Below are 26,976 nucleotides of genomic sequence, written 5' to 3' on the forward strand. Positions count from 1 at the left end.
CGTGTTCCCGCCAAGATAGTGCCCGTGTCTAACTTTGCGAGGGGATTAGTAGACAAACGGGATCAATTTGGCTGTCTTTGCGGCGTAGGCATCAAACTCGGCGCCATACCGCTTGGACAAATAGGCATCCAAGCCCGGGATGTGGAAGAAGATGAAGCCCACGGTCATGAACAGCGGGACCACGAGAGCAAGCCAGGAGGTTGTGAGAAGGGCCCAGCCGGTGAACAACACCATGTCGCCAAAGTAGTTGATGTGCATGGCGTGCTTGAACAAACCGCCGGTGTAGCAGCGGCCTTTGCTCTCGGGGCGTTTCTTCCAGATCATACGTTGCAGCTCTGAACCGGTGTTGAGGTAAGAGCCAAAGGCGATCAGCCCCAGCGCCAGCATGTCCATGCCGCCAAATGGCAGGGCTGTGCCACGCAAAATACCTGCACCAAGCAGCAGAAAGCCAATCTCGAACAGGGCCATAAAGACCGACAATCCCAGAGCTTCCGACATCTCCACCTTGCGTTTGAGCAGGACAAACAGCGTGATCAGGTGCCTCAGGAAATAGAGCACAGCGCAGCCTGTCAACAGTTTGGCGCGGGCGGGGCCTGCCCACTCCAGCGTAAAGGCGAGCCAAAGGCAGAGGCCGACAATGCCGCCGTGCAAGGCTGCAAAGATCAGCTTAGGTGCGAAGGAGCGATCATGAGCGCGGTCAACCCCGCCGGTGGATGCAGAAGACGACATGGAGAGACCTTTCAAAACAGACAACCAAACGCGCGACACCCGTCCGCGATCTTGTAGAGGATGCCGGCCAACACGGCACAGGTCAGCACGACTTCGAGACGTAAGAGAGGAAGATTACGCGTTGGAAACATCTTTTTGGACCGCTTGGACGAAAACAATTTCCTCCTAGACCTTCGCAGCGAGTCGTGTCAAATGATTTTAGACCAAGTGGACGAAATAGATGCCAAAGATTGTTGACCATGAAGCCCACCGCGCCGATTTGGCGCTACGCGCAGCCTCCTTTATTTCCGAACATGGCTATGGGGGCGTGAGCATGCGCAAGGTGGCCACACATCTGGGCGTGTCCAAATCGGCGCTCTACCACTACTTCCCCACCAAGGAGGCGCTGTTTCTGGCCAGCACTAAGGAGGTGATGAAATCTATTGCAGTGCCACAAGTTAGCGGGACCACACACAAGGCCCAGATACAGGCGCTGACCCAAGCAATGGCACCGGGATTTGGCAGCGAAATGGCGCTGTTGTTTGATTATCTGCGTGGAAAATCGGCAGAAGAGATAGCCCAAGACGAGGCGATGCAGGTGTCAATGGCGGCGCACCATGCGGCGGTGGCGGAGATTGTCGGCGAAGACGCCGCGCAGGAGACGCTGGAGCGGATGATGGGGAAGCTGTTGATCGGGTATTTTCGGGGCCAAGTCGAGCTCTAGACGCAAACCAACATAGGGGTGCGCCTGCCTGGGTAGGTGCGAATGCACCTGCCGGGGGGGCAGGCAGGTGCAGCCCGGCGATGCCGGGCAAAAGGGTTTAAAAAGAAAAGCCCGCCGCAAGCGACGGGCATAGCCGAAGCACCCAAAAGGGCACCGGGCTCAGGGGAAGAGGGATTAGTCGTATTTGCGCTGATCTTCGATCACGATGCCGTCTTTGGGCAGGCTGCCCGGCGCCACAATCTCGATCTTGCCTTTGAGTTTCAGCGCGTCCGCCACGGAGGCTCCGTATGCGGCCTCGTCACCGCCGGCGCTTTCGATTTGTACGGTCATCACATCCATCTCGCCAGATCGGGTCGCAATCACGCGGGCCTTGGTGACCTCGTCGTGTTTCGCCACAAGGGCCGCAACCTGCTCGGGGCGGACAAACATGCCTTTGATCTTAGCGGTTTGATCGGCACGGCCCATCCAACCTTTGATGCGCATGTTGGTCCGCCCACAAGGGCTTTGCCCGGGGAGGATGGCGGAGAGGTCGCCAGTGGCAAAACGGATCAGCGGGTAATCAGGGTTGAGTGTGGTCACCACCACTTCGCCCACCTCACCTGGCGCCACTGGGGTGCTGGTGCCGGGGGTGACAATTTCCACAATCACACCTTCGTCGATGATCATACCCTCCATCGATTCAGATTCGTAAGCGATGGAGCCAAGATCTGCGGTGCCGTAGCCTTGCAGGCAGGTGATGCCGCGATCGGCGTATTCCTGACGCAAGCTTGGGAACAGCGCGCCGCCGCCAACAGTGGCTTTGGTGATCTTGAGTTTCTCACCCATCTCCTCGGCCTTATCGAGGATGATTTTGAGGTAATCTGGCGTGCCTGCATAAGCGGTGGTGCCAATATCTGCAGCTGCTCGGACCTGCATTTCGGTCTGGCCCACACCTGCCGGCAGCACTTTGGCACCCACGGCGCGCGCGCCGCTTTCAAACATCATACCGGCCGGGGTCAGATGGTAGCTAAAGCAGTTCTGCACGATGTCATTTGCACCGATGCCCACTGCGTGCAGTACACGGCCAAAGCGGAACCAGTCAGAGGTGTTGCCACCGGGTTCATAAATCGGGCCGGGGGATTGGAATACATGGGCGATATTGGGATTGGTCAGGTCGGCAAAGCCCCCCAAAGGACCATTGGATTTCTGCGCCGCGCCCAATTCAGATTTGCGCAGCACCGGCAGGCTGGCGAGATCTTCAACTGAGGTCACTTTGGCAGGGGCAGCATCCGCCAAGGAGGTTGCAAAACCCGGCAATTGTTTGGCTCGTGCGATCTGTGCTGGCAAAACAGCGGCCAGATCAGCGGCGCGTTGATCAGCGCTGCGGGTTTCCAACTCGTCAAAAAAGCGGCTCATGTGATGCCATCCTTTGTGGTTCGGTGCCGCAACAAGCGGCCAAAGTCTTCCTATGCGCCCGCCAAGACTGGGGGCGCGGTGGGGTAAGTCTGCCCGATTAGTTTGGGCGGGGTGGCGCACAAATACGTGCGCCGGCGTTGGGCTGCGCCTTAGCTCAGCCAACGCTTACGACGGCGATAAGAGCGCACGTCGCGGAAGGATTTCCGTCCGTCATCGCTCATGCCGAGGTAGAATTCTTTTACGTCTGGGTTTTCGCGCAGCTCAGCGGCAGGGCCGTCCATCACCACACGTCCGCTTTCCAGAATGTAGCCGTAATGCGCAAAGCGCAGCGCCACGTTGGTGTTCTGTTCCGCAAGCAAGAAGGTGTTGCCCTCTTTCTCGTTGAGATCTTTCACGATGTTGAAGATCTCTTCGACCAGCTGTGGTGCCAGACCCATGGAGGGCTCGTCCAGCAGAATGCATTCCGGCTTACTCATCAGCGCGCGGCCAATCGCAACCATTTGTTGCTCACCACCAGAGGTGTAGCCCGCCTGAGATTTGCGACGTTCTTTAAGGCGCGGAAAGTAGTTGTAGACCATTTCGAGGTCGGCGGCGACGTCACCACCGCTGCGGGTATAGGCCCCGGTCAGCAGGTTTTCCTCAACGGTCAGGTGTTCAAAACAGTGACGGCCTTCCATCACTTGGATCACGCCTTTTTTCACCAGAGACGCGGGGTCCTGATCGGCGATGGGTTCGCCCCGATAGTGGATCGAGCCTTTGGTCACCTCGCCACGCTCAGAGTGCAGCAGGTTGGAGATGGCCTTCAGCGTTGTGGTTTTGCCTGCGCCGTTGCCGCCCAGCAGTGCGGTGATGCCGCCTTTGGGAACCGCAAGGCTCACGCCTTTGAGCACGAGGATCACGTGGTTGTAGATCACCTCGATGTTGTTGACCTCCAAAAGGGTCTCTTGGGTGCGACCAGCGTCAAGCATGTGCGTTGTCTTTCATCTCACGTTCTAGGGTGTCCCGGCCGGTGTGCCCGGCCGAGACAAAGGTTTCAAACAGGCTTACTTACAGCCCATTTCGATGTTGTTTTCAGCAGCATAGGCGTTGGAATCTTCTGCGATCAGCCCACCGATCACGTCCTGGTCGGTTTCTGCAAACTCAGAGATCAGGGACCACGTCTGGCTGTCCGCATCCCACTGCGTCACACCAACGAGGCCTGGGCCACCGTGGTTTTCGCAGGACACGTCAAAGGACGGACCAAAGTTTGGCATACCCAGCGCGGTCATCTTCTCTTCGGTGATGGACAGAGCTTCCATACCGTCGCGCATTTGACCCGCGTTGATGTCTGCGGTGCCGTGGATTTCCTGAGCGGTTTTTGCCGCTTCGGCTGCGAGCATCGCTGCGTACATGCCACGGTTATAGAGAACGTTGCCGATTTGATCGCCTGCGCCCGCTGCTTTGCCGGTATCCACAACATGTTTCTGGATGTCGTCAAAGACAGGGAAGTCACGACCCACATTGTGGAAGGTCAGCGCTTTGTAGCCATTGGCTTTTGCACCTGCGGACAGAACGTCATGCTCAGCACCAGACCACCAGATACCGATGAAGTTTTCCATTGGGAAACGGATGTTGGCCGCTTCCTGAATGGCAACCTGGTTCATCACGCCCCAGCCCCACATCAGAACAGTGTCTGGCTTCTCACGACGGATCTGCAGCCACTGGGACTTCTGCTCCTGACCAGGGTGGTCAACAGGCATCAGGCTCAGTTCAAAACCGTGCTTCTTCTGCAGCTCTTCGAGCGTGCGGATCGGCTCTTTGCCGTAGGCGGAGTTGTGATAGACCAGCGCAATTTTGTGGCCGTTCAAATCGCCGCCATTTTCAGCCAGCAGATAGTTCACGGCGCCAGAAGCACCATTCCAGTAGCTGCCTGGGTAGTTGAAGGTGTGGCTGAACACTTTGCCGTTTGCAGCAGAAGTCCGGCCGTAGCCCATGGTGTGCATCGGGATGTTGTCAGCTGTGGTTTTTGGGATCAGCTGGTAGGTGATGCCGGTGGACAGCGGTTGATACACCAGAGCGCCTTCGCCTTTGGTGGATTCGTAGCATTCCACACCTTTTTCGGTGTTGTAGCCGGTTTCACATTCCAGCAGGCGGGTTGGAACGCCGCCGATGCCGCCATCACGCTCGTTGAGCAGGGTGAAATAGTCGGCATAGCCGTCTGCAAACGGGATGCCGCCTGCTGCGTATGGGCCGGTGCGGTAGCTGAGCGACGGGAACACAAGGTCCGCCATTGCTGGAGCTGCTGCCATTACGGCCGCTACGGCCATCGTTGCAAATTTAGTTTTCATCGGGTTATTCCTCCCATGGTTATTTCCGATGTGGATTGCCGAGGCCTCCCCGCCCCGGAATGGTTGGTTCTGGCCCCGCCTTAGTGCGGGAAGGGCCACAACCGCAGTTTCTGTTTGGCCACGCGCCAGAGTTGGGCAAGGCCATGTGGTTCCAAGATCAGGAACATGATGATCAGGCCGCCAACAATCACAAGCTGCAAATGCGCCACGATGTCGGTGGGCCAGCCAAGCATGTCCACGCCAACCACTTTCAGCACCACCGGCAGCAGCACCAAGAAGGCTGCGCCAGCAAAGGAGCCAAAGATCGACCCCAGACCACCAATGATGATCATGAACAGCACGAGGAACGATTTGGTGATGCCGAAGGCCTCGCCAACTTCCACCGCGCCAAGATACAGCGCAAAGAACAATGCGCCGGAGATGCCAACAAAGAAGCCGGAGACCCCAAAGGCGCTGATTTTTGCTTTCAGTGGGTTCACACCGATGATTTCAGCGGCGATGTCCATGTCACGAATGGCCATCCATTTCCGGCCTGCCATGCCGCGTGTCAGATTGCGCGCGATGAGGGCGCTGAGCACAAGGAACACGAGACAGAACAGATATGTCGCCCAAGCTTCAGTGTTTGGCCCGGTGACCGGCACGCCAAAGACCATCCGCTCTGGTGCGTTGATCTGACCAGATGCGGAATTGTTGTAGAACCACGGCACCCGGTTAAAGAGCCACACCAGGAAGAACTGCGCCGCAAGTGTTGCCACCGCTAGGTAGAAACCTTTGATGCGCAGAGACGGCAAACCAAAAATCACGCAGACAAAGCCGGTGATCCCGCCAGACAGGAGCACGTGGAAGAAGATGTTCACGTCCGGGAAGGAGGTCATTAGCTTGTAACAAGCGTAGGCCCCCACCGCCATGAATCCACCGGTGCCCAAAGACACCTGCCCACAGTAGCCCACAAGAATGTTCAGGCCGATGGCCGCAATCGAGTAGATCAGGAACGGCAGCAGAATGGCGTTGGCCCAGTAATCGTTGATCACAAACGGGATCACCAGAAAGGCCACAACCAGGGCAAGGTAGTACCCCACGCGGTCGATCTTGATCGGGAACGTTTGGTTGTCCGCCGAGTAGGTCTTTTTGAAATCGCCAGCTTCACGATAGAACATCAGGCGGTCTCCTCGTTGTATTCTTTTTCAAGGTGGGACCGGTCCGCCCGGTTCCGAGGTTTTGCATAGCCGGAGGTTTCCGCGTCGCGGACCAGCCGGAAGAAAGTCCAGGTGCCAAACAGCCCGCCAAACGCCGCCACTAGGGCGGCTGTGGTCATTTCTTCGGGCCGGGACACGTCACCAGTGAAGGCGAGGTAGCCAAAGACCCAAAAACCGGACCAAGCAATAACGTTCATGACAGCGAGCGACTTGGACATGTGTCAGACCCTCTCGATGATCTTTTCGCCAAACAGGCCTTGGGGCCGGAAGACGAGGAATACGAGGGCGAGCACATAGGCAAACCAGTTCTCGGTTGCGCCACCAAGGTTGATCACGCCGCCAAAACACTGACCGATGCCGAAGCAGTATTCGAACATCTTCTCGCCCACACCGATGATCAGACCACCCACAATGGCGCCCGGGATCGAAGTAAAGCCACCCAACATCAGCACCGGCAGAGCTTTCAGCGCGATCAGCGACAGCGAGAACTGCACGCCAGATTTGGCGCCCCACATGATGCCTGCGACCAGGGCCACAAACCCTGCAAGAGACCAGACCAGAACCCAGATGAAGTTCAAGGAGATGCCCACAGACAACGCGGCCTGGTGATCATCCGCCACCGCCCGCATGGCGCGGCCTTGCTTGGTGTATTGGCTGAATGCCACCAAGGCGATCACCAGCACGATGGCCACAAGTGTCGCCGTGATGTCGAGGTTGTCGATGAAGAAGCCCACGCCCCAGGCGTTATAGGCGGCATCGTCAATCGCCAAGTTCATGCCTTGGGGCAAGCACAGCTCGCCGGGCAGACAGAAGGTCAGGGTTTTGATTTCCGAGTTCCACATCAGGTCAGCAAAACCTTCGAGGAAATACGCCAGACCGATGGTGGCCATGAAGAGAATGATTGGCTCTTGGCCCACCAGATGGCGGAACACAAAGCGTTGCACCGCCCAGGCCAGCAGGATCATCACACCCACGGTGAGGATCAGCGCAAACGCCGAGGAAATGTTCCAGCCAAAGCTGTGTACGTGTGTGCCAAAGATCGCGTTGATCAAATGGGCAAACGGCACTTGACCGTTCTGAATGCCCACAAGGGTCATCGCGGCAAACAGCGCCATCACACCCTGGGCAAAGTTGAAGATACCGGACGCTTTGTAGATCAGCACGAAGCCCAGCGCGACAAGCGCATAAAGCACCCCAGACATGAGGCCGTTGGCAAAGACCTCCATCGCAAATACGAGTTGTTCAGACATCGCCTACGCCTCCGATTTTAACTTTGAGATCAAAGAGATGCTTAGTCATGTGCCACCCCCAAATACGCGTCGATGACGTCTTGGTTGTTGCGCACTTCGCTGGGTGTGCCGTCGCCAATTTTTTTGCCGTAATCCATCACGACAACCCGGTCTGACAGGTCCATAACCACCCCCATGTCGTGCTCAATCAGCGCGATGGTGGTGCCAAACTCGTCGTTCATGTCGAGAATAAAGCGGGACATGTCCTCTTTTTCCTCAACGTTCATGCCAGCCATCGGCTCGTCCAGCAGCAGAATGGAAGGTTCTGCGGCAAGCGCGCGCGCCAGTTCCACACGTTTTTTCAGACCATACGGCAGACGCCCAACCGGGGTTTTGCGGATCGCCTGAATCTCAAGGAAGTCGATGATTCTCTCAACTTTCTCGCGGTTCTCAACTTCTTCGCGTTCCGCTTTGCCTTTCCAGATGGCCTGCTCAAAGAGGTTGGCTTTCATCTGGCGCAAGCGGCCGGTCATAACGTTGTCCAAAACGGTCATGCCTTCAAACAGTGCGATGTTCTGGAAGGTCCGGGCAATGCCCTGCCCCGCCACCTGATACGGCTTCATGGGCGGGCGCTTTGCACCTTTGTACCAAACCTCACCTTCTTGCGGCACGTAGAAGCCGGAGATCACGTTCAACATCGAAGATTTGCCAGCGCCGTTCGGGCCGATGATCGCGCGGATCTCGCCTTCGCGGATGTCAAAGCTGATGTCGGTGATCGCTTTCACACCCCCAAAACGCAGCGTGATGTTTTTCATTTCCATCACGGTTGGGCCAATGGTGCGGCCGTCGTCCGTGACGTAGCTATCGTTGCTCATGTCATTCATTCCGCTGCTATCTTACTGGCCGTTGGCGCAACTTGGGCGTCGCGCAGCTCAAGCGTTGCACTGATCGAGCCTTTGCGGCCATCTTCATAGGTCACTTCGGTGTTGGTGGAGACACTGGCTGAGCCGTCATAAAGACCATCCACCAGGTCTTTAAATTTATCCGCCACAATCACGCGGCGCACCTTGCGGGTTCGGGTCATTTCGCCGTCATCCGCATCCAGCTCTTTATGCAGAACCAAGAAGCGGTGGATCTGACAACCCGCCAACATTGGGTCATCCGCCACAGAGCGGTTCACCGCTTCGACGTGCCCTTGAATGCTGTCGAGCACTTTTGGGTGGCCAGCCAGTTCCTGATAGGAGGCGTAAGCAATGTTGTTGCGTTCCGCCCAGTTGCCCACCGCTGTCAGGTCGATGTTGATAAAGGCCACACAACGGTCCTTGCCATTGCCAAACAGCACGGCCTCAAGGATGTCGGGGTAGAACTTCAGTTTGTTCTCAACATACTTTGGCGCAAACATGGAGCCATCAGCCATTTTGCCAACGTCTTTGGCCCGGTCGATGATGCGCAAGTGGCCGCTGTCTTCTTCAAAGAAGCCCGCGTCACCTGTGGCAACCCAGCCTTCGGCGTCCTTGGTGGACGCGGTGCTTTCCGGGTTGTTGTAATACTCCACAAACGTGCCGGGGCTGCGGTAGAAGATCTCGCCATTGTCGGCAATTTTGATTTCCACGTCAGGGCTTGGCACACCCACAGTGTCGGCGCGCACTTCGCCATCCGGTTGGGCGGTGATGAAGACGGTGGCTTCGGTCTGACCGTAGAGCTGCTTCAGGTTGATGCCCAAGGAGCGGTAAAATTCGAAGATTTCCGGACCAATCGCTTCCCCGGCGGTGTACCCCACACGCACGCGGCCAAAGCCCAACGTGTCTTTCAGGGGACCGTAGACCAGCACGTTGCCCATGCGATACTTGAAGTAGTCCCGCAGATTGCCGCGATAGAGATTCAATAGAATTGGATCTTTCGCTTTGAAATGCTCACGCGCTTTGCTGCCATGGCGCAGCTTGGCGAAAGCCATGCGAATGCCGTTTTCCAGCAGCGTTTCCATCGCAAAGCCAATACCCATCGCATAGCGGAAAGCATTTTTCACGCGGCGCTTCATATCCGGCTTGGCCAAGCTGCGCTTGGGCATGCCGTATTTCTCACCGGTGGTTTTGGCGAAGTCCATAAAGTGATGGAACAGGGCGTATTTCAGATCACCACTGTCTTCCATGCGGATCATTACGCTGGTCAGTGAGGTTTCAAAAATCCGCGGCGGCGCGAAATAGTACGTAGGACCAATTTCGCGCAGGTCGGTCATCATGGTTTCCGCTGATTCCGGGCAGTTCACACAGAACCCGCACCAGTAAGCCTGACCCACAGAGAAGATAAAATCGCCGACCCAAGCCATCGGCAGGTAGGACAGAATTTCTTCGTCCCCTGTCAGACTGTCAAAATCGGAGGAGTTCTTGGCACTTTCGATGACATTGCGGTTGGAGAGCACCACACCTTTGGGTTTGCCGGTGGTGCCGGAGGTGTAGAGCATCACGCAGGTGCTGTCATAATCGAGCTTCTCGCGGCGGGATTTCAGCTCACCAATCAGCTCGTCATGGGCCGCGCGGCCCTGCGCTTGAATGTTGCCAAACTCATGCAGCTGGCGATGGTCATACTTCCGCAACCCACGTGGGTCGACGTAGACCATATGCTCAAACTGGTGCAGCTTGTCTTGGATCTCGATGATCTTGTCGACCTGCTCCTGATCCTCAACAATGGCGTATTTCGCGCCACAGTGACCCAGAATGTATTCCATCTCTTCGGCGGCACTGTCGTTATAGACCGGCACCGGCACCGCACCCACGGATTGGGCGGCAACCATTGACCAATAGAAAGACGGGCGGTTGCGCCCGATGATGGCGACAAAGTCACCCTCTTTTACACCCAGATTGATCAGACCAAGCGCCAGCGCTTCGATCTCTTTCTCGGTCATTGCCCAAGTCCAGGTCTGCCAGATCCCGAACTCTTTCTCCCGGTATGCATCTTTGTCTGCAAACTGGGCGGCGTTCCGCTGCAACAGCGCCGGAATGGACGCAAGTCCCCCGGTCGCCTGTGACGACTGTGCCAAATTATCTTCCTCCCTTAAGCCTGTCGAAACAGGCCAAAATCGCGCAAGCGATTCTCCACCTCTAGTGGTGCGTGTTTCACCCTGTCGGTCAACTTTTTCTTAAAGTTTTCCCAATCCTTACGAATTGTAACAGGTCGCATTTCTTCCTTTTCGCGCCCCCAAATTGGGTGTTAGCGGTAGAGGAGAAGGAGAGCCATGATGGAGCGAGCCGCAGCGACACAGGCCATGACCGTTGCTGGTCTGAACCTAATCAAACAGGCGATGTCGATTTATGACAGCGATCTGAAGCTGGTGGTGGCCAATGCACGGTTTCGGGAGATGTTCTCAATCCCGCGTGTGCTGTCACAGCCAGGTGCACCGTTTCCAGAAACCATTCGTTTTCTGATCGAAAATGGCGAATACGGCGACATCCGTGATGAGGACAAAGAAGCTTTCATCAAAGAGCGCGTTGATCGTGCGTTGAACTTTGAAGCCCATTACTTTGAACGCCAACGCGCGGATGGGCGGTGGGTCTCGGTCGAAGGCTCACCTCTGCCCGAAGGCGGCTGGGTGGCGGTCTATACCGACATCACATCAACCAAACGCCAGGAGGCTTTGCTGCGGTCGCGCTCTGAAGAGCTTTCTGACCAATTGTTGCAATATGCCGAGGAGCTGTCTGCCACCAACCGGGAATTGGAAGCCACGGTCCAAACCCTTGAGGAAGTAAAGCGTCAGCTGATGGACAGCGAGGCCCGGATGCGACTGACCGCGGAAATGATGCCCGCGCATATTGCCCACGTGGGGCCGGACCGACTGTACACCTATTCCAACCGCCGGTTGAGCACGGTGATCCCCGGGCGGCCGTCTGACATCGTGGGCGTCCACGCCAGCGAGGCGTTGGGGGACAGCGCCTACAGCCATATCAAACCGCATATGGACAAGGCGTTCCGAGGCCAGCCTTCGGTATTTGAGTTCAACGAACATCCCAGCACGCGGCGTATTCGCGCCGCCTTTACGCCGGATGACAACGACGGCGCCGCCCGTGGCGTCTATGTACTGTCGATGGATGTAACCGAAGAAACTCAGGCACGGGTGGCCTTGCAACAAACCCGGCGGCGCGAGATTGCGGCGCAGATGACCAGTGGCCTCGCACATGATTTTTCCAATCTGCTGACGATCATTTTGGGCACGCAAAGCAAGTTGCGCAAAATGGATTTGCCAGACGATGCGCGGTCGTTGATTGAGGCAACCCTGGGCGCAGCACGGCGGGGCGGCACGCTGCTGGACAACCTGGCCAATGTGACCGGCCCACGGGTGCCAAAGCTGGCGCCAACAAATATGGTCAGTTTCCTGTCTGAGCTGGAAACCCTTGCACAGCCGACGGTGGGAGAAGAGGTCTCGCTGATCATTGAGAACAGCATCCCCGAAGGCGCGGTGCTGTTGGATCCGGCGATGTTGCATGACTCGCTGGTGAACCTGCTGTTGAATGCCGCCCATGCCTGCGGTCAGGGCGGCACCATCTTGTTGATTGCCGAGCTGATGCAGAACACCTGGGTGCAATTTACCGTACGTGATACCGGACCGGGGTTCTCAGACGCGGCTCTGGATCATGCACTGGACCCATTTTTCACCACCAAAGGTGCGGATGGCTCCGGTCTTGGGCTGGCAATGGTGTACGACATGACCAAGCTGGTGGGCGGCGACATCAAAGTGGCCAACACGGAAACCGGCGGTCAGGTGGTGTTGCGCTTGCCGCTGCGCCGTGCGGTGCAGGATTCGACCCCTGGGCTGGCGCTGTTGGTGGAGGACAACCCGGACTTGCGCGGGTTGATCCGCGACATGCTGACCGACATGAAGCACACGGTGATCGAGGCCGCCAGTGTGGACGAAGCCCGTGTGTTGCTGGACCAAGTGCCGGACATCACGTTGGTGTTGTCCGATATTTCACTTGAAGGCGACGCCACCGGTGTGGATCTGATCCGCGAATTGGGACGCGAGCGGGTGCCAACCTATCTGATGACCAGCTTGCCCCAGAGCCACGATCTCTATATCGAAGGCGCCGCGCGCGCGCCGGTATTGCCCAAGCCTTTTACCGCTGCGCAGCTTGACCAATTCTTACATCCGAAGTGAGCCCCACCATGACCGCCCCGCTTGTCACCATCCTCGACGACGAACCGGAAATCCGCATGATCCTGGCGGACGCCTTGGAAGATGCAGGCTTTCGCACCATGGCGTTTTCCCGGGCCACGGAGTTTGAAGCCGCGCTCAAATCCACCACACCAGATGTGTGTTTGGTGGATTTGGGACTGCCAGACAAAGATGGCCTGACTTTGGTGCATCGGCTGGCTTTGGAACTGGGCGCGGCGGTGATCATCATCTCCGGACGTGCGCAGGTGCAGGACCGGATCACTGGGTTGGAGCTGGGGGCTGATGATTACATCATCAAGCCGTTTGACCCCACCGAGGTGGTGGCACGGGTGCGCGCCCGGCTTCGCAAAGAGAAACCAGCGGCACCTGTGGCCGCCAACACAGCGGTGTTCAACGGCTGGACCGCTTATTTTGACCGCTACGTTCTGGTGGATGACATTGGCACAGAGACCACGTTCAGCCATGCGGAAGGCGAAGTTCTGCGGCTGTTTTTGGACAGTCCCAAACGCCTGATCAGCCGCGCTCAGATGCAGGAATCTTTGGGCGGGGCCGCTGGTGAAAGCTTTGATCGGGCCATGGATGTGCGGATTTCACGTCTGCGCACCAAGCTCAAGGAAGATCCCAAAAACCCACGTCTTATCAAAACCATCTATGGTGCGGGCTATATCTTTTTGGGCGATGTGAGCTGGCAATAACTCCTCTGCATTTGCGCCCCACATACTAAATCCACACAACATATAGCCAAACACCGCAAAATATGGTATATCTGCGGACAGTGGATAGCCAGAGCGCCCCGGATTTTCCTCCTTCCAATCTGTGTGGCGATGGCACATCCGCTGACGGGACGGCCGCAGGCGTTTCAGGGACAGGCGCGCGGTAAACATGGGGACCTTGCAAGAACAAGTTCACTCCCGCCTTCCCCGCAGACCAGACCATCGGCTGCGGGGAATTTTTCTGTGTGGCTTTGAAAACTGGACGCCTCTCCAAGCTGACTTGTCAGGCGACTTGGGATGGCTAGTGGCGCATTCAATCTACAAGACACTGGCGAAATGTGCTGTCGGCCTTGATCACAAGGCCCGCTTCTTCGATGGCCTGCTTTAATCTGTCGGAGAGGAACACCACTTTGGTCGCACGGCTATCGCGCCACAGGTCCAAATCGCCAGCCGCGCTTGGATCAACACACAGCCGGTATGTGTCGTCATTCTTAATTCGCCAGCGATGGCCGTTAGGGGTTGGCTCGACGCCGATTGATTTTTCCGGCACCAAACAATTTCGGTTTTCCCGGAAATGTAAAAAATACCAGCGCCCATCAACAGGCGTCGCTTGATCGGTTTCTCTTAAAGGAATGGCCTTTAGTCGTGTGGCCCCAAGGTTGAACTTTTGAAGCAAATCAAACATGGCGCCGGATATGACAACCAAACCGTTCTTTCCCTTAAAAACATCCCGCATCTGATCAGGGGAAACGCCTTCTTGATAGGTGGGATACATGTATTCTGGGTATTCTTCGACGCGAATGTCTTGCGGTGAATTTGGTATGTCTCCAGGCAGAACGAAGCCGTACCTTTGGGCAAGATCAACTGTTTGCTCGAGGGAACATGCTTCCCCATCAAAGCCAGGTAAGTGGAAGCTCACGTAAACCCCAGCCTCAGGGTCTGAAAGAAAACACGAGTCCCAGACTTTTTCATGAGCCATTTCGGCATACCCTTTTCGTTTGAAAATGATCTTTTTGAGGACTTCAATAAAACTGCCATGAGGGTGCGAGTAACGTAGGGAAAGTAAATCCGCGTGTAGGACAAAAGCTGCCTTACAAAAAAGGCTCCCGAAAATATCCGGGAGCCTCCTAATCCATCAGACGAACGCCTTACTTCACAGCAACCGTCTTCCAGCCGCCGTTTTCCACCACGGAAATCACAACCTCGTCCGCACCGCGGTGGTCGTCTGGGCCATAGGTGGTCTGCGAGCCGGTCAATTCGTCCATGTAGTCCAACGTCTCCATGGCGGCGATGAAGCCCTCATGGGTCAACTCAGGACCAGCTGCCTCCAAGGCGCGCACAAGCGTGTCCGCTGCGGAATAACCCAGCATGGCAAATCCTGACGCAGGCTGATCAAACTTGGCTTTGTAATCGGCAATAAATTTACCCGGCACCGGATCCGCTGCGCGTGCATAAAGATCCTGCCAGCCCGATGCGGCATACAATCCATCGGTCACGCCACCCGGCACCATCGCCACTGGCTCCAGGAAGCCTGCGGAGGTGTTGAGGAATTTTACGTCGGTCCAGCCCAGCTTCTTGGCGGTGCCCACAACGGTGATGCCCTGACGCACGCCCAGCGCCATGGTGATCACATCACATCCAGCGGCTTTGTGTTTGCCAAGCGAGCCGACAAAATCCAACTCATCCGGCTTGTGTGTGGTTTCGCTGCCCATGGTCAGACCCATGCTTTTCGCAACATCTGCGGTGGACTCAGCAATCTCTTTGCCAAAGTCAGACGGGATGTACATTGTGCACAGCTCTTTGGCGCCAAACTCTTCGGCTAGGTAAGTTGCACCAACCTGAACCTGGTCGTAGTAGCTTGAGAAGCCAATGAATTTATTGTCCATCGGCTCTTGCAACATCTGCCGTGCCGCAGAAAGCGGGCCAACATTGGGAATGCCTTTGGGATCGAGCAGTTTGAAACCCGCGACGTTCATCGGCGTGCCCAACGACAGCAACATGGCAAAGGCTTTGTCCCGGTTCAGTAGCTTGTTGTAGCCCTGCATCGCGCGCGGGATCTGATACCCGTTGTCCTCCACAACAAACCGGATCTGACGCCCGTGCACGCCACCGGCGGCATTGACCTCGTCAAAGCGCATGTTGGCGCCATTGACCGCCGGAACACCTACGGCAGCAAAGATTCCGCTGAGGTCGTTCACGGACCCAATCACCACTTCGCCATCGCTCACGCCTTGCGTGTCGGCGGCGACCTGGCTTGCCAGCGCTGCTGCGCCAACCGCCAGTACAGTCGTCAGTTTTTTCATAATTTCCTCCCGTTTAAAGTGTGGTCTGGGGCCACATACATGCAGCCTAGTACATTTCCTCTATGAGTCCCGCGTGTTTCTTCTCCACAAAACTGCGCTTGAGTTTCATGGTTGCGGTCAGTTCTTCATCTTCCGCCGTCAGCAACACATTGATCAGCCGGAAATCCTTAATCTGTTCGACGCGGGCAAATTCCTTGTTGACCGTATCCACCTCCGCTTGGATCAATTCCACCACATCCTGCGCCGCACAGAGCGAGGCAAAATCCGAAAACGGCACCTTGCGGTCTTGCGCGAATTTCTCAACGTTTTCCTGATCGATCATGATCAGACAAGACAGGTATTTGCGCGCATCGCCAATCACCACAGCGTCCGAGATGTAGTGACTGAATTTCAGGCGGCTTTCGATCTCTGCTGGGGTGATGTTCTTGCCGCCAGCGGTGATGATGATGTCTTTCAAGCGGCCCGTGATCGTCAGGAACCCGTCGTCATCAAGCTTGCCGACATCCCCCGTACGCAGCCAGCCATCATCGGTGAAGGTCTCCACAGTTTTCTCGTTGTTGCGCCAATAGCCTTGGAAGTTGTTCAGGCCATAAGTTTGGATTTCGCCGTCTTCGGCAATGCGAATATCAAAGCCCGGCACAGCTTTACCAACACTGCCCAGCTTGTTGTCATCTGGCACATTGATCGAGGCCAGCCCGGCGTTTTCGGTCATGCCGTAGCCTTCCAGAAGCTGCACCCCAATGGCCCAATACCAGCGGATTAATTCCGGGCTGATCGGGGCCGCACCGGTGCCACCACGGCGCATTTTGTCCATGCCCAACATCCGACGCAGATTGCGCAGCACAAGAAAATCCCAGATCGCATAGTTGAGCTGAACACCACTTGGCACCGGTTTTCGGTCCAGCAAGTAGTCGGCACGTTTCAGGCCCGCCTTGACCGCAAGATTGAAGCACAGCCGACCAATCGGCGTGGCCTCTTGCGCCAGCACCAGAACGCGAGAGTAGATCTTTTCCCACACGCGCGGTACGGCGGTGAAATGCGCAGGCGAGACCTCTTGCAGGTTGTCAAAAACGGTCTCTGTGCTTTCGGCAAAATTCACTGTGGCCTTGCCAGCAATCGGGAAATAGGCCGACACATTGCGCTCCAGAATATGGCACAGCGGTAAGAAGCAAAGCTGCTCATCACTGGCCATTGTCGGCAGCGCATGGGCACCAGACACACAAGCAGAAATCACGTTTTCCTGAGACAGCATCGCGCCTTTTGGCATGCCGGTGGTGCCAGAGGTATAGATCAGCAAGCCTGTGTCTTCGGGCTTGGCCTTTTTGATTTCCTCTTCAAAGACGCCATGGTTGTCCGCTTCATAGGCGCGACCGGTTTCATACAGTTCGTCCAGGAAAACACATTTGTCATGGCGCAAATCATGCAGGCCGTCCTGGTCCAGAATGATGACTTTTGTGACGTGGCTGGCTTGCTCTTCTATCTCCAGAAACTTGTCGAGCTGTTCGTCGTTTTCGACAAACAAAAAGCGGCTGCCGCTGTCGCGCAGCAGGTATTCAAGCTGGCTGGCCGAATCCGTGGTGTAGACGCCCGAAGCAATGCCGCCCACACATTGGATGCCCATGTCAGCGTAGAGCCATTCCTTGCGGTCCTCGGACAGAATCGAGACAACTTCGCCGCGTTCCAGACCCAGCGCCCGCAGGCCAAGGCCAATCCATTTGGCATGGGTCCAATAGTCTTTCCAAGAGTAGGCTTGCCAAATTCCGAGGTCTTTTTCGCGATGTGCGGTGCGATCGCGCAGCTGTTCGCAGCGTTTTTGAAACAGACCGACAACCGTGTCGCAGCCATCCACCAGCGCAGGCTTTTGCCCTGGTGTGGCCGAGACAATGACGCCATTGATTTCAATCTGCTCCGGTGGCTGGGATGTGGTTTGAATGTTCATGTTCATGCCTCCCCTCAGCGCCACGTTTTCTTACGTTTCCAACGGCGCTCGCCGCGTGCGCCGGTCTCTTGATGGCCCAGATAGAAGGCTTTGATGTCTTCACTTTCCATCAGGCGATCCGCTGTGTCGTCCATCACAATGCGCCCCACCTCCATGACGTAGCCAACATCCGCCAGCTCAAGCGCCACTTTGGCGTTTTGCTCGACCAGCATCATGGTCACACCTTCATCTTTGTTCAGACGTTTGAGAATGGCAAAGATCTCCTGCACCAACAGCGGCGACAGGCCGAGACTTGGCTCATCCAGCAGCATGATCTTGGGCCGCAACATCAAGCCGCGCCCAATTGCCAACATCTGTTGCTGGCCACCGGAGAGTGTGCCGGCCTCTTGGTGGCGGCGCTCTGCCAGAATGGGAAAATAGTCAAAGACCATCTGGCGGTCTTTTTCGATCTCCGCCTTATCCGAGCGCGTATACGCCCCAAGCGAGAGGTTTTCATCCACCGTCAGAAGCGGGAAAACCTCGCGCCCTTCGGGCACATGCACGATGCCTTGGCCCACCACTTTATGGGGTTCCATGCCTTGGATTTCGCGGCCTTCAAACACCACTTGCCCCTTTTCAGGGTCCATGATGCCAGAGATGGTTTTGAGCAAAGTCGATTTTCCGGCACCGTTGGCGCCCAGCACGGTCACCACCTGGCCTTTTTCCACTTTTAGCGACACACCACGGATGGCCATGATTGGGCCATAGAAGCTCTCGATGTTCTTGATATCTAGCACCGCTTCACCCATCACGCCGCCCCCGCGCCAAGATAGGCCTCTATCACAGCCGGGTCAGATTGCACCTGTTGTGGCGTGCCCTCAGCCAACTTGGCCCCGTCGGCCAGTGCCAGCACACGGTCAGAGACTCCGGAGACCAATCCCATGTCGTGCTCCACCATCAAGACGGTGATGCCCATCTGTTTGCGAATGTCGTCAATCCACCAGCGCATGTCCTGAGTTTCTTCGACCGAGAGCCCCGAGGCGGGTTCATCCAGCAGCAAAAGCCGTGGCCCAGAGGCCAGAGCGCGGCCCAATTCCACCACTTTGCGCACACCATACGGCAGACCGGCGATCATCTTGTCGCGATAGGGTTGCAAGTCGAGGAAATCGATGACCTCTTCGACCGCCTCACGATGGCGCTTCTCCTCACGCCGCACCTTGGGTGTGAACAGCATTTCCTGCACCAAATTGGTGTTGCGATGCCGGTGACGTCCCACCAGCAGGTTTTGCAACACCGTGGCATGGTCAAACAGTTCGATGTTTTGAAAGGTCCGCGCGATGCCAAGGTCGGCAACCGCATCCGCGTTGCGATCGAGCAAGTTGTGCCCATCAAAGGTCAGTGACCCGGCGTAGGGATCGTAGAAGCGTGAGATCAGATTGAAGACCGTGGATTTGCCCGCCCCATTGGGGCCTACAATGGCGTAGACCTCGCCTTCTTCCACGCTAAACGTGAGATCGTTCACAGCGACCACGCCGCCAAACTTGAGCGTTGCATTGTTGATTTCCAGCAAAGTGCTCATCTCAAACGCTCCGTTTTCAGGTAGCTTTTCTGGCGCTTGAACATGTCTTTGCGTGCAAACGGGAACAGTTCAAACCAGATGCGGATCTTCATCCAACGGCCATAGATGCCCATGGGTTCAAACAGGATAAAGAGGATCAGGATCATGCCAAAAACCCCGGTTTCCAATCCCGGAATAGCAACCGAGCCACCCCCCACAAAATCTTTGGTCATCGACAGAAACTGCGGCAAAAACGCCACCACAACCGCGCCAAAAAACGCCCCGTGGATGGAGCCAAGCCCGCCGATCACAATCATCATCAACAGCGTGATGGAGATCACGATGGAGAAGGTCTCGTTGTTAAACGCCCCTGCGTAGAAGCCCATCAGCGCGCCCGCCAGACCAGTGATCGCACAGGAAATTCCAAAAGCCACCGCTTTGGCGCGCGCGATGTGCACACCCATAGCGCTGGCGGAGACTTCGCTGTCTCGCACCGCGGCAAAGGCGCGACCCAAAGGTGAGCGCAATAGATTGCGATACCCCAAAGTGCAGAGAATTGTGACAGCCAGCACCAGCCAGTAGAACCGATCCGGCGTGGTCCACCGTTCAATTTCGATGCCAAAGATGGTGATCATCGGAGCAAACTTGCCCGACACGCCATCGGTGATCGGCTCCATCAACACAATGATGTCGTCCGCCAGAATGGAGAGCGCGATGGTGGCAATCGCCAGATAAATCCCGTGCAGGCGGATCGCCGGGATGGCGATGATGGTGCCCACCACGCCGGTCAGGATACCTGCCGCCGGAAAGGCAATCAGGAAGGGCCAGCCTTGCTCCATGAAAATGATGCAGGAGTAGCAGCCCAGCGCCAGAAAAGCCGCGTGGCCGAGGCTGGCTTGACCAGTTTGACCGGTCAGCAGCATAAGACCAAGACCCGCGATGGCCCAAATCAGCACGTTGGTGACTTCTCCGAGGAAGAAGTCGTCCAGCACCCAAGGCAGCACTACAGCAATCACAATCAGCGTCGCATAGACCAGAAAGCTCCACCAATCCGGGAAGAGCCGGATGTCATGGTTGTAAGAGGTTTTGAAATGTATCCGCATGACCTCAGACCTTCTTGATCCGGACCTGCGAAAACAGGCCATTGGGACGGAACACCAGCACAAACAATAGCAACGTATAGGGCGCGATCTGGCTGTACCCGGCAGGGAAATAGCGGCTTGCGAAAGGCTCAATAACCCCCACGATCAGCCCACCCATCAACGCGCCCGGTAGCGATCCAAAACCGCCAATCACAGCAGCCGCAAATGCTTTGATGCCCAAAAGGCCCGCATTGGGATCAATCGCACCTTTGGAGGCAAACAGGATGCCCGCCACGGCAGCCACCGCGCCAGACAAGCCCCAGATCATGCCTTGCACTCGCTTGACCGGGATGCCCATAAAGTAGGCCGCCATCTGGTTCTGGCTGGCCGCCTGCATGGCAAGGCCCAGCTTGGTGCGTTGGAAGAATTGGTAGAGGAAATAGGTGAGCAGCACCGTTACCACGATCACGGCTATGTCGGCCATGCCCAACACCACACCACCCACGTTGAAGTCACCAACTGCCAATGGGCTTTCCAAAGTCTGTGGTTCATGGCTCCAGATCGCGCCTGCGACAAAGCGAATGACAAAGCCCAGCGCGATGGTCAGGATCACCACCGCCGTTTGGCTTTGACCAAACAGATGACGCAAAACAAAGAAGTCGAGCAGATATCCAAGCACCGCCATAATGGCGATCGTTAGAGGCGCCGCGATCCAGAACGGCAGCCCCACATAATGCGCATTGGTGAGCCCCAAACACACAAACGCGCCAAGCATCATAAAGTCGCCTTGAGCGAAATTCACCTGTTCGGTCGCCTTGTAAATCAGCACGAAGCCCAGCGCGATCAGACCGTAGACACAGCCGTTCGCAAGCCCGCTGACAAGCAGTTGCACAACTTCCAAATTTTCCTCCCGTGCCGGTTTTGACCGGCTTTTTGTGCACTCAGTGTTCGGAGCGAACCCTTTTGCGTCAAGTCTCCCATTCCCCCGCTTTTACAAAGCTCCGTTACGTCACATCGCCACTCCATACGGCCTCGTATGTTAAATCCCTTTGGCGCACACTAAATGCCGCGCTGCCGCAAAAGCCACTCAGTGTGATGCCCTGCATCACCCAAGAACTCCGCCAAGGCGCGGTCGCGTTTCATAAACAATCCAAGATCCATCTCATCGGTCATGCCAATGCCACCATGCATCTGCACGCCTTCTTCGGTCGCTTGTTGCCCCACCCGCGCCATTTTGGCTTTGGCAGCACGGGTCAGGGTTTCCACATCTGCGCTGTCGGAATCCAACGCATTTAGGGCCGCCGCGATCAGCGAGGAAACCTGTGCCAACTCGCAATAAAGCTCTGCCGCGCGGTGTTGCAGCGCCTGAAGCTGTCCAATGTGAACACCAAACTGTTTGCGGGTGCGCAGGTAGTCATAAGTTTGATCCGCCGCCGCTTTGGCGATGCCAAGCTGCTCTGTCGCCGCGACCGCCCGGCCTGCTGCAAGGGTTTTGGCCAACGCCCTCTCTGCGGCCTGTCCTTGCGCCAGAATGTCGGCATCTCTAACGGCCACATCCTCCAACACCACAGTGGCGGCATTGCGAGAATCCAACATCACTTGAGATGTGAGGGTCACACCCGCTGCAAGCGGATCGACCAGAAGCAAACACAAGTCGTCGCCCCGCTTGGCTGTCACAACCAAACGATCCGCAAAGCCGCCATCCACAACGTATGTCTTGCGGCCGTTCAGCTTTAGTCCATCAGCCTCGCCAGTGACTTTGGTGACGACCCGATCTGGGCGGTGTTTGGCCGTTTCATCCAAGGCCAGCGCCAATACAGCCTCTCCAGCGGCCACCTTTGGCGCCCAAATTTTCTGGGCTTGGCTGTTTGAGGTGGACAGCGCAGTGCCCGCAAGGATCGCTGAGGACACAAAAGGACTGACAGTCAGGTTCCGCCCCAGCTCCTCGGCAATAAGCCCGGCTGCGCGATAGCCTAGCCCAATGCCGCCCAACTCTTCCGGCACAACAATGCCCATCCAGCCCATCTTGGCCAACTCGGGAAGGATCGCGATGTTTGCCGTGTCCCCGGTTTCCCGCAGGGCACGGAAGGCGGCGATCGAATGGCCGGCGCGCAAAAAACCAGTGGCGGAGTCGGCAATCAACTGTTGGTCTTCACTCAAGAGTTCCATGGCGCGCTTATCCCGGTAATTTCAAAACAGCTTTGGAGAGGATCGACAGCATGACTTCCGACGTGCCGCCTTCGATGGTGTTGGCTTTGGAGCGCAGCCAATCTTTGGCCACCTGACCCGCATCATTGGCCGTGCCTTCCCAGACCAAATCATCGCTGCCCCCAGCCGCCACCCTCAGGCTTTGACGGCGTTTGTTGAGTTCTGTGCCGAGATATTTGAGTTCTGCCGAGCGCGCGCCAAGCTCATGCCCTGCCCGCATGTACGCCCCGGTCATCTCCAAATGGGCGTCAAAACATATCTCATCGATCAAGAACTGCCCCAGATCCGCCCGCAGCATAGGGTCATCCAACCGCCCAGTTTCATCCAAACCAATTGCAGACACTGCATCTTCCGCCAAGTCGGATTTGGCAAACAGCGCGGAGTCAGATGCGCCAATCATCTCGCGTTCGTGGGTCAGCAGATATTTGGCAATCGTCCAACCCTGCCCACGTTCGCCAACAATCTGGTCCTTGGGCACTTTCACCGCGTCAAAGAAGGTCTCACAAAACGGCGACGCACCAGAGATCAGCTTAATGGGTTTGGTCGAGACGCCGTCGCTCTGCATGTCAAACAGCAGGAAAGAAATGCCGGTGTGTTTCCTTTCATCCGGCTCGGTGCGCACAAGACAGAAAATCCAATCCGCTTGGTCGGCATAAGAAGTCCAGATTTTCTGACCCGTCACCTCGAAATGCACACCTGTGTCCACACCTTTGGTTTGCAGCCCCGCCAAATCAGACCCTGCGCAGGGCTCAGAGTAACCCTGACACCAGCGGATTTCGCCACGTGCAATCTGAGGCAGGTAGTGGCGCTTTTGCGCCTCAGTGCCAAACTGCAATAAGGCGGGCCCCAGCATCCAGATGCCAAAGCTTTGTAAGGGCGGCCGCGCGTTGATGCGGTGCATCTCTTCGGTAAGCACCTTTTGTTCATCACCAGTCAGACCGCCGCCGCCGTATGCTTTGGGCCAGGCCGGCACGGTCCAACCTTTGGCGGCCATAACCTTCAGCCACTGCTTTTGGGCAGGAGAGCGAAACTCAAAGGTCCGCCCACCCCAACAAATGTCATCTTCGCCCATCGGCGTGCGCATCTCAGCCGGGCAGTTGGCCTCCAGCCACGCGCGGGTCTCGCTGCGGAATGTGTCGATGTCCATGCAAACGCCCCTCCCAAGGCCTCCGCCCTTTGGGTCGGAGATTGCACCTCTCAGGCAAACATACTACTGAGTATGCTGTCAACGCGGCGGCCCCGCACGACGTAACGTCATCCGTCGGCGCATCATGAGGTAGTAGACGTCATGTCAAACCCCACAAAACCCAAGATGAGTTCTTCGAGGGAAGAGATTCTGGATGCTGCGGCGGAGGTGTTTATGACCCTCGGTGCAGAAGCGGCGTCAATTGATGATGTGGCCCGTCATCTGGGCGCCACCAAAGGGCGCATCTACCATCACTTCCCCTCCAAAGGCGCATTGCTGGCGGAGGTGTGTTTGCGCGCGGCGGATTTTGTGCTGCAAAAGGTGCCGCCGGTGGTGGACCCAAATGCCACGCCAATTAATAATCTGCGCACCATGGTCCAGACGCATATTCCCGAAGTCCTGCGCACGCTGCCCTATCACAAGGTGATCATTCAATCTTACGTTGGCGTGCAACAGAAATCGACCACGGCACAGGAGCGAGCGCTGTTTGCGCAGATCCAGTTGGAACGCAAAGCCTATGAAACCCTGTTTCGGGACGTGCTTCAAGCCGGTATGGAAGACGGCAGTTTTCGGGTGCAAAACATCTCTGTTGCGCTGCAATCGCTGCTATTGCTGATCAATGCACCAGTGTTTTGGTATCGCCCGCGCGACAATGCGCCTGAGACTTTTGTGACCGAGCTCAGCGTACAGCTGGCAGATATGGCAGTGGCGTCTTTGCAGTAGCAGGGGCCAGCCCCTCTTGGGCAAAAGGCCCAATTCACCCTGAGGTATTTGGAGAATGAGAAGGCCCGTTAAGGCTTTTTTCACCAAAAGTTCTTACTGTGTTCTTGCGGTAGAGGCTGCGGAGCCGATGATCGTGAAGGAGAAAGCTGCCTTCTCAGAGACGTAAGCATCGCGCAGAGTCGACCGGCGTGTCTGGCAAGGCACTTTCGCTTTCTCTTTCTGCAAATACCTCCGCCGGAGGCACAAAATGGTGCCACCAGCGCGGGTGTTAGCGGCAGCGCATCAGCCGATCAGCCCAGCTTTCTGAAACAACGATTTGATGTCTGCCTCGGGCCGCGCGCCGTAGTGACTGATCACTTCTGCCGCCGCGATGCAGCCCATTTTGCCCGCCACTTCCAGAGACTGGCCAGTGGCCACACCATAGAGGAACCCGCAGGCAAACTGATCGCCCGCACCGGTGGCATCTACGGGCACAATTTCGTTCACAGCCACAGTGGCTTGCTCGTCGCCGCTGAGCAGCACCACGTCATGTCCGGAGCGGGTGCAGACCACCATGCCCGCATCCTGCGCAGCTTGCTCCAACGCGGCACTCAAGTCGGTTTGATACAGCGACTCCCATTCGTGTTGATTGCCAATCACAAAATCGAGTTCTTTCACCAAGCGGCGGAAATCATCGCGATGGCGTTCGACACAGAACGGATCGGACAGCGCAATGCCAGCCTTACCGCCACCGTCGCGGCAAAGTTTGGCGGCGCGTTCAAACGCCTTTTTGCCCTTAGGTTTGTCATAGAGATACCCTTCGAGGAACAAAAGCTGCGCCTGTCCTGCGACATCGTCGGAGACGTCATCGGGGCCAAGCTCCGAAGAAATGCCCAAATAGGTGTTCATCGAGCGCTCGCCATCCGGGGAGACAAAAATCATTGAGCGTGAGGTTGGCAACTCATCGCCTTCAACCAGCGGATTCACAAAGTCGGTGCCGTCTGCCTGCATTTCACTGGCATAAAACTGCCCCAGCGCATCGTTGCTTACGCGCCCGATAAATCCGGTCGACAAGCCCAGCGCGCCAAGCCCTGCAACGGTGTTGGCGACCGAGCCACCCGGCGCCTGTTTGCGATTGGTCATACCGGCGTAAAGCATTTCACCACGTTCTTTTTCGACCAGTTGCATGATGCCTTTCTGAATGCCCATCAGGTCCAGAAAGCTGTCATCAGATTGGCTGATCACATCCACAACGGCGTTGCCGATGCCAACCACTTGGTATTGGGTCATAGGTTTTTATCCTCAAATAGGCAGAGATCGCGGATGAGGCAGGTGCCACACAGCGGCTTGCGCGCCTTACAGACATAGCGGCCGTGCAGGATCATCCAGTGATGGGCGTGGAGTTGAAAATCCACAGGAATTTGGTCTTCGATGGCGCGTTCAACCGCCACGACATCTTTGCCGGGGCAGACGCCAGAGCGGTTACCAAAGCGGAAGATATGCGTGTCCACGGCCTGTGCCGGATAGCGCCACCACATGTTGAGCACCACATTGGCGGTTTTACGCCCCACGCCGGGCAGGCTTTCCAGCGCCGCACGCGAGTTGGGCACCTCACCGTTGAAGTCCTCCACCAGGATGCGGCTGAGCTTGATCACGTTTTTGGCCTTGTTGCGATAGAGGCCAATGGTCTTGATGTGCTCAATCACCGTCTCTTCACCAAGGTCGAGCATCTTTTGCGGCGTGTCAGCTATTTTGAACAGTTCTTTGGTGGCGCGGTTCACGCCGACGTCTGTCGCCTGAGCCGACAGAGCCACCGCCACCACCAACGTATAGACGTTGACGTGATCGAGTTCGCCCACGGGCTCGGCTTCGGCTGCCTCAAACCGGGTGAAGATCTCCCGGATGGTATGATAATCAAGTTGCTTTGCCATCGCGCTGTTAATGCACGGAGCGGGTGTCGCAGGCAAGGGGCCGATGTGGGCCATTCCGCGTCAACTCAACGTGGCGCTTAGTGTTCCACAAGTGAGTCGCGCCAGAATCATCAGCGATTCCTTTTGGCCACCCAGCCCAACAGCAGCGAAGATGTGGCCGCGGCGCAACAACCAGATGTTGCCACCCCGCGCAAAAGGCAGACAAAATCGGGGTTTTAGGGACGACTCCGGGCGGTTTTCGCCTCAAGATCGGCCGGGGATATCGCTGTGCACGGCTCAGCTTAGAATGGATCAAATTTTTTGGTAAGATTGTTTTAATACATGAACTTAGCAGCCTGTGGATAGATTCTTTTTGACGAATGCCTGAGTCAAGTTCGAAGTTCAGTTGCCGGATTTGGCACCAGCTTGCTAGGTTCTCTCAGCGATTCATTTCGCCTTGGGGGGGACAGACACCGACACACGGTGGCTTTGCCATACTGGGTGACTGAGACAGCCGCGCTTTTGGGGGTGCGGTTGCCATGGTTTCCGGGATGTTCACCTGTTCCACAAAGCAGCGCATCTGCGCGCCGATGACAAGACGCAACCGGAGAATAGGGACCTCCGGCATGGTTGTGTTTTGCCGGAAGCTGCTT

Annotated in this window: 24 protein-coding genes; 4 read left to right on the forward strand and 20 right to left on the reverse strand. The window is 56.6% G+C overall.

Going from position 1 to position 26,976, the window contains the following annotated elements:
* Positions 1 to 45: 45 nt before the first annotated feature.
* Positions 46 to 729: a DUF1295 domain-containing protein gene (locus tag QZ517_RS04415; RefSeq protein ID WP_294222728.1), complete on the reverse strand. Its 684-nt coding sequence runs from the start codon at positions 727 to 729 to the stop codon at positions 46 to 48.
* A 220-nt stretch (positions 730 to 949) separates the two neighbouring features.
* Here QZ517_RS04415 and QZ517_RS04420 point away from each other — a divergent pair, with 220 nt between their 5' ends.
* Positions 950 to 1,432 (forward strand): TetR/AcrR family transcriptional regulator, encoded by a 483-nt coding sequence (locus QZ517_RS04420; RefSeq protein ID WP_294222730.1) that lies wholly within the window; start codon positions 950 to 952, stop codon positions 1,430 to 1,432.
* A gap of 174 nt (positions 1,433 to 1,606) precedes the next feature.
* Here the strand turns inward: QZ517_RS04420 and QZ517_RS04425 are convergent, their stop codons facing one another.
* The 8 genes from QZ517_RS04425 to QZ517_RS04460 form a co-directional block, all read right to left on the reverse strand.
* The gene (locus QZ517_RS04425; RefSeq protein WP_294222733.1) at positions 1,607 to 2,827 is read right to left on the reverse strand and encodes an AMP-binding protein; all 1,221 of its coding nucleotides are present in this window, start codon (positions 2,825 to 2,827) and stop codon (positions 1,607 to 1,609) included.
* Between the two features lie 149 nt (positions 2,828 to 2,976).
* Complete coding sequence (locus QZ517_RS04430; protein WP_283424719.1) at positions 2,977 to 3,795, reverse strand: ABC transporter ATP-binding protein; 819 nt, start codon at positions 3,793 to 3,795, stop codon at positions 2,977 to 2,979.
* A 75-nt stretch (positions 3,796 to 3,870) separates the two neighbouring features.
* On the reverse strand, positions 3,871 to 5,154 hold the full coding sequence (locus QZ517_RS04435) for an ABC transporter substrate-binding protein (RefSeq protein WP_294222737.1): 1,284 nt from the start codon (positions 5,152 to 5,154) through the stop codon (positions 3,871 to 3,873).
* A gap of 80 nt (positions 5,155 to 5,234) precedes the next feature.
* Complete coding sequence (locus tag QZ517_RS04440; protein WP_294222742.1) at positions 5,235 to 6,311, reverse strand: branched-chain amino acid ABC transporter permease; 1,077 nt, start codon at positions 6,309 to 6,311, stop codon at positions 5,235 to 5,237.
* The gene (locus tag QZ517_RS04445) at positions 6,311 to 6,568 is read right to left on the reverse strand and encodes a hypothetical protein (RefSeq protein WP_294222744.1); all 258 of its coding nucleotides are present in this window, start codon (positions 6,566 to 6,568) and stop codon (positions 6,311 to 6,313) included. Before QZ517_RS04445 ends, QZ517_RS04440 begins: the two co-directional genes overlap by 1 nt.
* Before the next feature lie 3 nt (positions 6,569 to 6,571).
* Complete coding sequence (locus tag QZ517_RS04450) at positions 6,572 to 7,600, reverse strand: branched-chain amino acid ABC transporter permease (RefSeq protein ID WP_294222747.1); 1,029 nt, start codon at positions 7,598 to 7,600, stop codon at positions 6,572 to 6,574.
* 41 nt (positions 7,601 to 7,641) lie between these two features.
* On the reverse strand, positions 7,642 to 8,463 hold the full coding sequence (locus QZ517_RS04455; RefSeq protein WP_294222750.1) for an ABC transporter ATP-binding protein: 822 nt from the start codon (positions 8,461 to 8,463) through the stop codon (positions 7,642 to 7,644).
* On the reverse strand, positions 8,460 to 10,616 hold the full coding sequence (locus tag QZ517_RS04460) for an AMP-binding protein (RefSeq protein ID WP_294222753.1): 2,157 nt from the start codon (positions 10,614 to 10,616) through the stop codon (positions 8,460 to 8,462). Before QZ517_RS04460 ends, QZ517_RS04455 begins: the two co-directional genes overlap by 4 nt.
* Positions 10,617 to 10,811: 195 nt before the next feature.
* Here QZ517_RS04460 and QZ517_RS04465 point away from each other — a divergent pair, with 195 nt between their 5' ends.
* Positions 10,812 to 12,725 (forward strand): PAS-domain containing protein, encoded by a 1,914-nt coding sequence (locus tag QZ517_RS04465; protein WP_294222756.1) that lies wholly within the window; start codon positions 10,812 to 10,814, stop codon positions 12,723 to 12,725.
* Positions 12,726 to 12,733: 8 nt separating this feature from the next.
* A complete protein-coding gene (locus QZ517_RS04470; protein WP_294222759.1) occupies positions 12,734 to 13,438 on the forward strand; it encodes a response regulator transcription factor in 705 nt (234 codons plus the stop codon).
* Positions 13,439 to 13,769: 331 nt separating this feature from the next.
* Here the strand turns inward: QZ517_RS04470 and QZ517_RS04475 are convergent, their stop codons facing one another.
* The 9 genes from QZ517_RS04475 to QZ517_RS04515 all read right to left on the reverse strand — a co-directional run bounded on the left by QZ517_RS04475 (position 13,770) and on the right by QZ517_RS04515 (position 23,672).
* Complete coding sequence (locus QZ517_RS04475; RefSeq protein WP_294222762.1) at positions 13,770 to 14,435, reverse strand: DUF1629 domain-containing protein; 666 nt, start codon at positions 14,433 to 14,435, stop codon at positions 13,770 to 13,772.
* Between the two features lie 169 nt (positions 14,436 to 14,604).
* Positions 14,605 to 15,759 carry an ABC transporter substrate-binding protein gene (locus QZ517_RS04480; protein ID WP_294222764.1) on the reverse strand — a complete coding sequence of 385 codons (1,155 nt, stop codon included), beginning with the start codon at positions 15,757 to 15,759 and terminating at the stop codon, positions 14,605 to 14,607.
* Between the two features lie 46 nt (positions 15,760 to 15,805).
* Positions 15,806 to 17,704, reverse strand: coding sequence for a long-chain fatty acid--CoA ligase (locus QZ517_RS04485; RefSeq protein ID WP_294222766.1), 1,899 nt, complete (start codon positions 17,702 to 17,704; stop codon positions 15,806 to 15,808).
* An 8-nt stretch (positions 17,705 to 17,712) separates the two neighbouring features.
* Complete coding sequence (locus QZ517_RS04490; protein ID WP_294222768.1) at positions 17,713 to 18,486, reverse strand: ABC transporter ATP-binding protein; 774 nt, start codon at positions 18,484 to 18,486, stop codon at positions 17,713 to 17,715.
* Complete coding sequence (locus QZ517_RS04495) at positions 18,486 to 19,256, reverse strand: ABC transporter ATP-binding protein (protein ID WP_294222771.1); 771 nt, start codon at positions 19,254 to 19,256, stop codon at positions 18,486 to 18,488. Before QZ517_RS04495 ends, QZ517_RS04490 begins: the two co-directional genes overlap by 1 nt.
* Positions 19,253 to 20,338, reverse strand: a complete 1,086-nt coding sequence (locus QZ517_RS04500) for a branched-chain amino acid ABC transporter permease (protein ID WP_294222774.1) — start codon at positions 20,336 to 20,338, stop codon at positions 19,253 to 19,255. Before QZ517_RS04500 ends, QZ517_RS04495 begins: the two co-directional genes overlap by 4 nt.
* A 4-nt stretch (positions 20,339 to 20,342) precedes the next feature.
* Positions 20,343 to 21,218, reverse strand: coding sequence for a branched-chain amino acid ABC transporter permease (locus tag QZ517_RS04505; protein ID WP_294222778.1), 876 nt, complete (start codon positions 21,216 to 21,218; stop codon positions 20,343 to 20,345).
* A gap of 158 nt (positions 21,219 to 21,376) precedes the next feature.
* Positions 21,377 to 22,486 (reverse strand): acyl-CoA dehydrogenase family protein, encoded by a 1,110-nt coding sequence (locus QZ517_RS04510; RefSeq protein ID WP_294222781.1) that lies wholly within the window; start codon positions 22,484 to 22,486, stop codon positions 21,377 to 21,379.
* Positions 22,487 to 22,493: 7 nt separating this feature from the next.
* Entirely contained in the window at positions 22,494 to 23,672 is a 1,179-nt protein-coding gene (locus QZ517_RS04515; protein WP_294222784.1) for an acyl-CoA dehydrogenase family protein, read from the reverse strand.
* Positions 23,673 to 23,837: 165 nt separating this feature from the next.
* On the opposite strand from QZ517_RS04515, the gene QZ517_RS04520 reads away from it, so the two are divergent.
* Positions 23,838 to 24,434, forward strand: coding sequence for a TetR/AcrR family transcriptional regulator (locus tag QZ517_RS04520; RefSeq protein WP_294222873.1), 597 nt, complete (start codon positions 23,838 to 23,840; stop codon positions 24,432 to 24,434).
* Between the two features lie 282 nt (positions 24,435 to 24,716).
* On the opposite strand, the gene QZ517_RS04525 is transcribed toward QZ517_RS04520, so the two are convergent.
* Complete coding sequence (locus QZ517_RS04525) at positions 24,717 to 25,703, reverse strand: adenosine kinase (protein ID WP_294222787.1); 987 nt, start codon at positions 25,701 to 25,703, stop codon at positions 24,717 to 24,719.
* The gene (gene nth / locus QZ517_RS04530) at positions 25,700 to 26,344 is read right to left on the reverse strand and encodes an endonuclease III (RefSeq protein ID WP_294222789.1); all 645 of its coding nucleotides are present in this window, start codon (positions 26,342 to 26,344) and stop codon (positions 25,700 to 25,702) included. The genes QZ517_RS04525 and nth overlap by 4 nt, the downstream gene beginning before the upstream one ends.
* Positions 26,345 to 26,976 lie beyond the last annotated feature (632 nt).

The sequence above is a fragment of the uncultured Shimia sp. genome (assembly GCF_913054185.1).
Classification (GTDB): Bacteria; Pseudomonadota; Alphaproteobacteria; order Rhodobacterales; family Rhodobacteraceae; genus Shimia.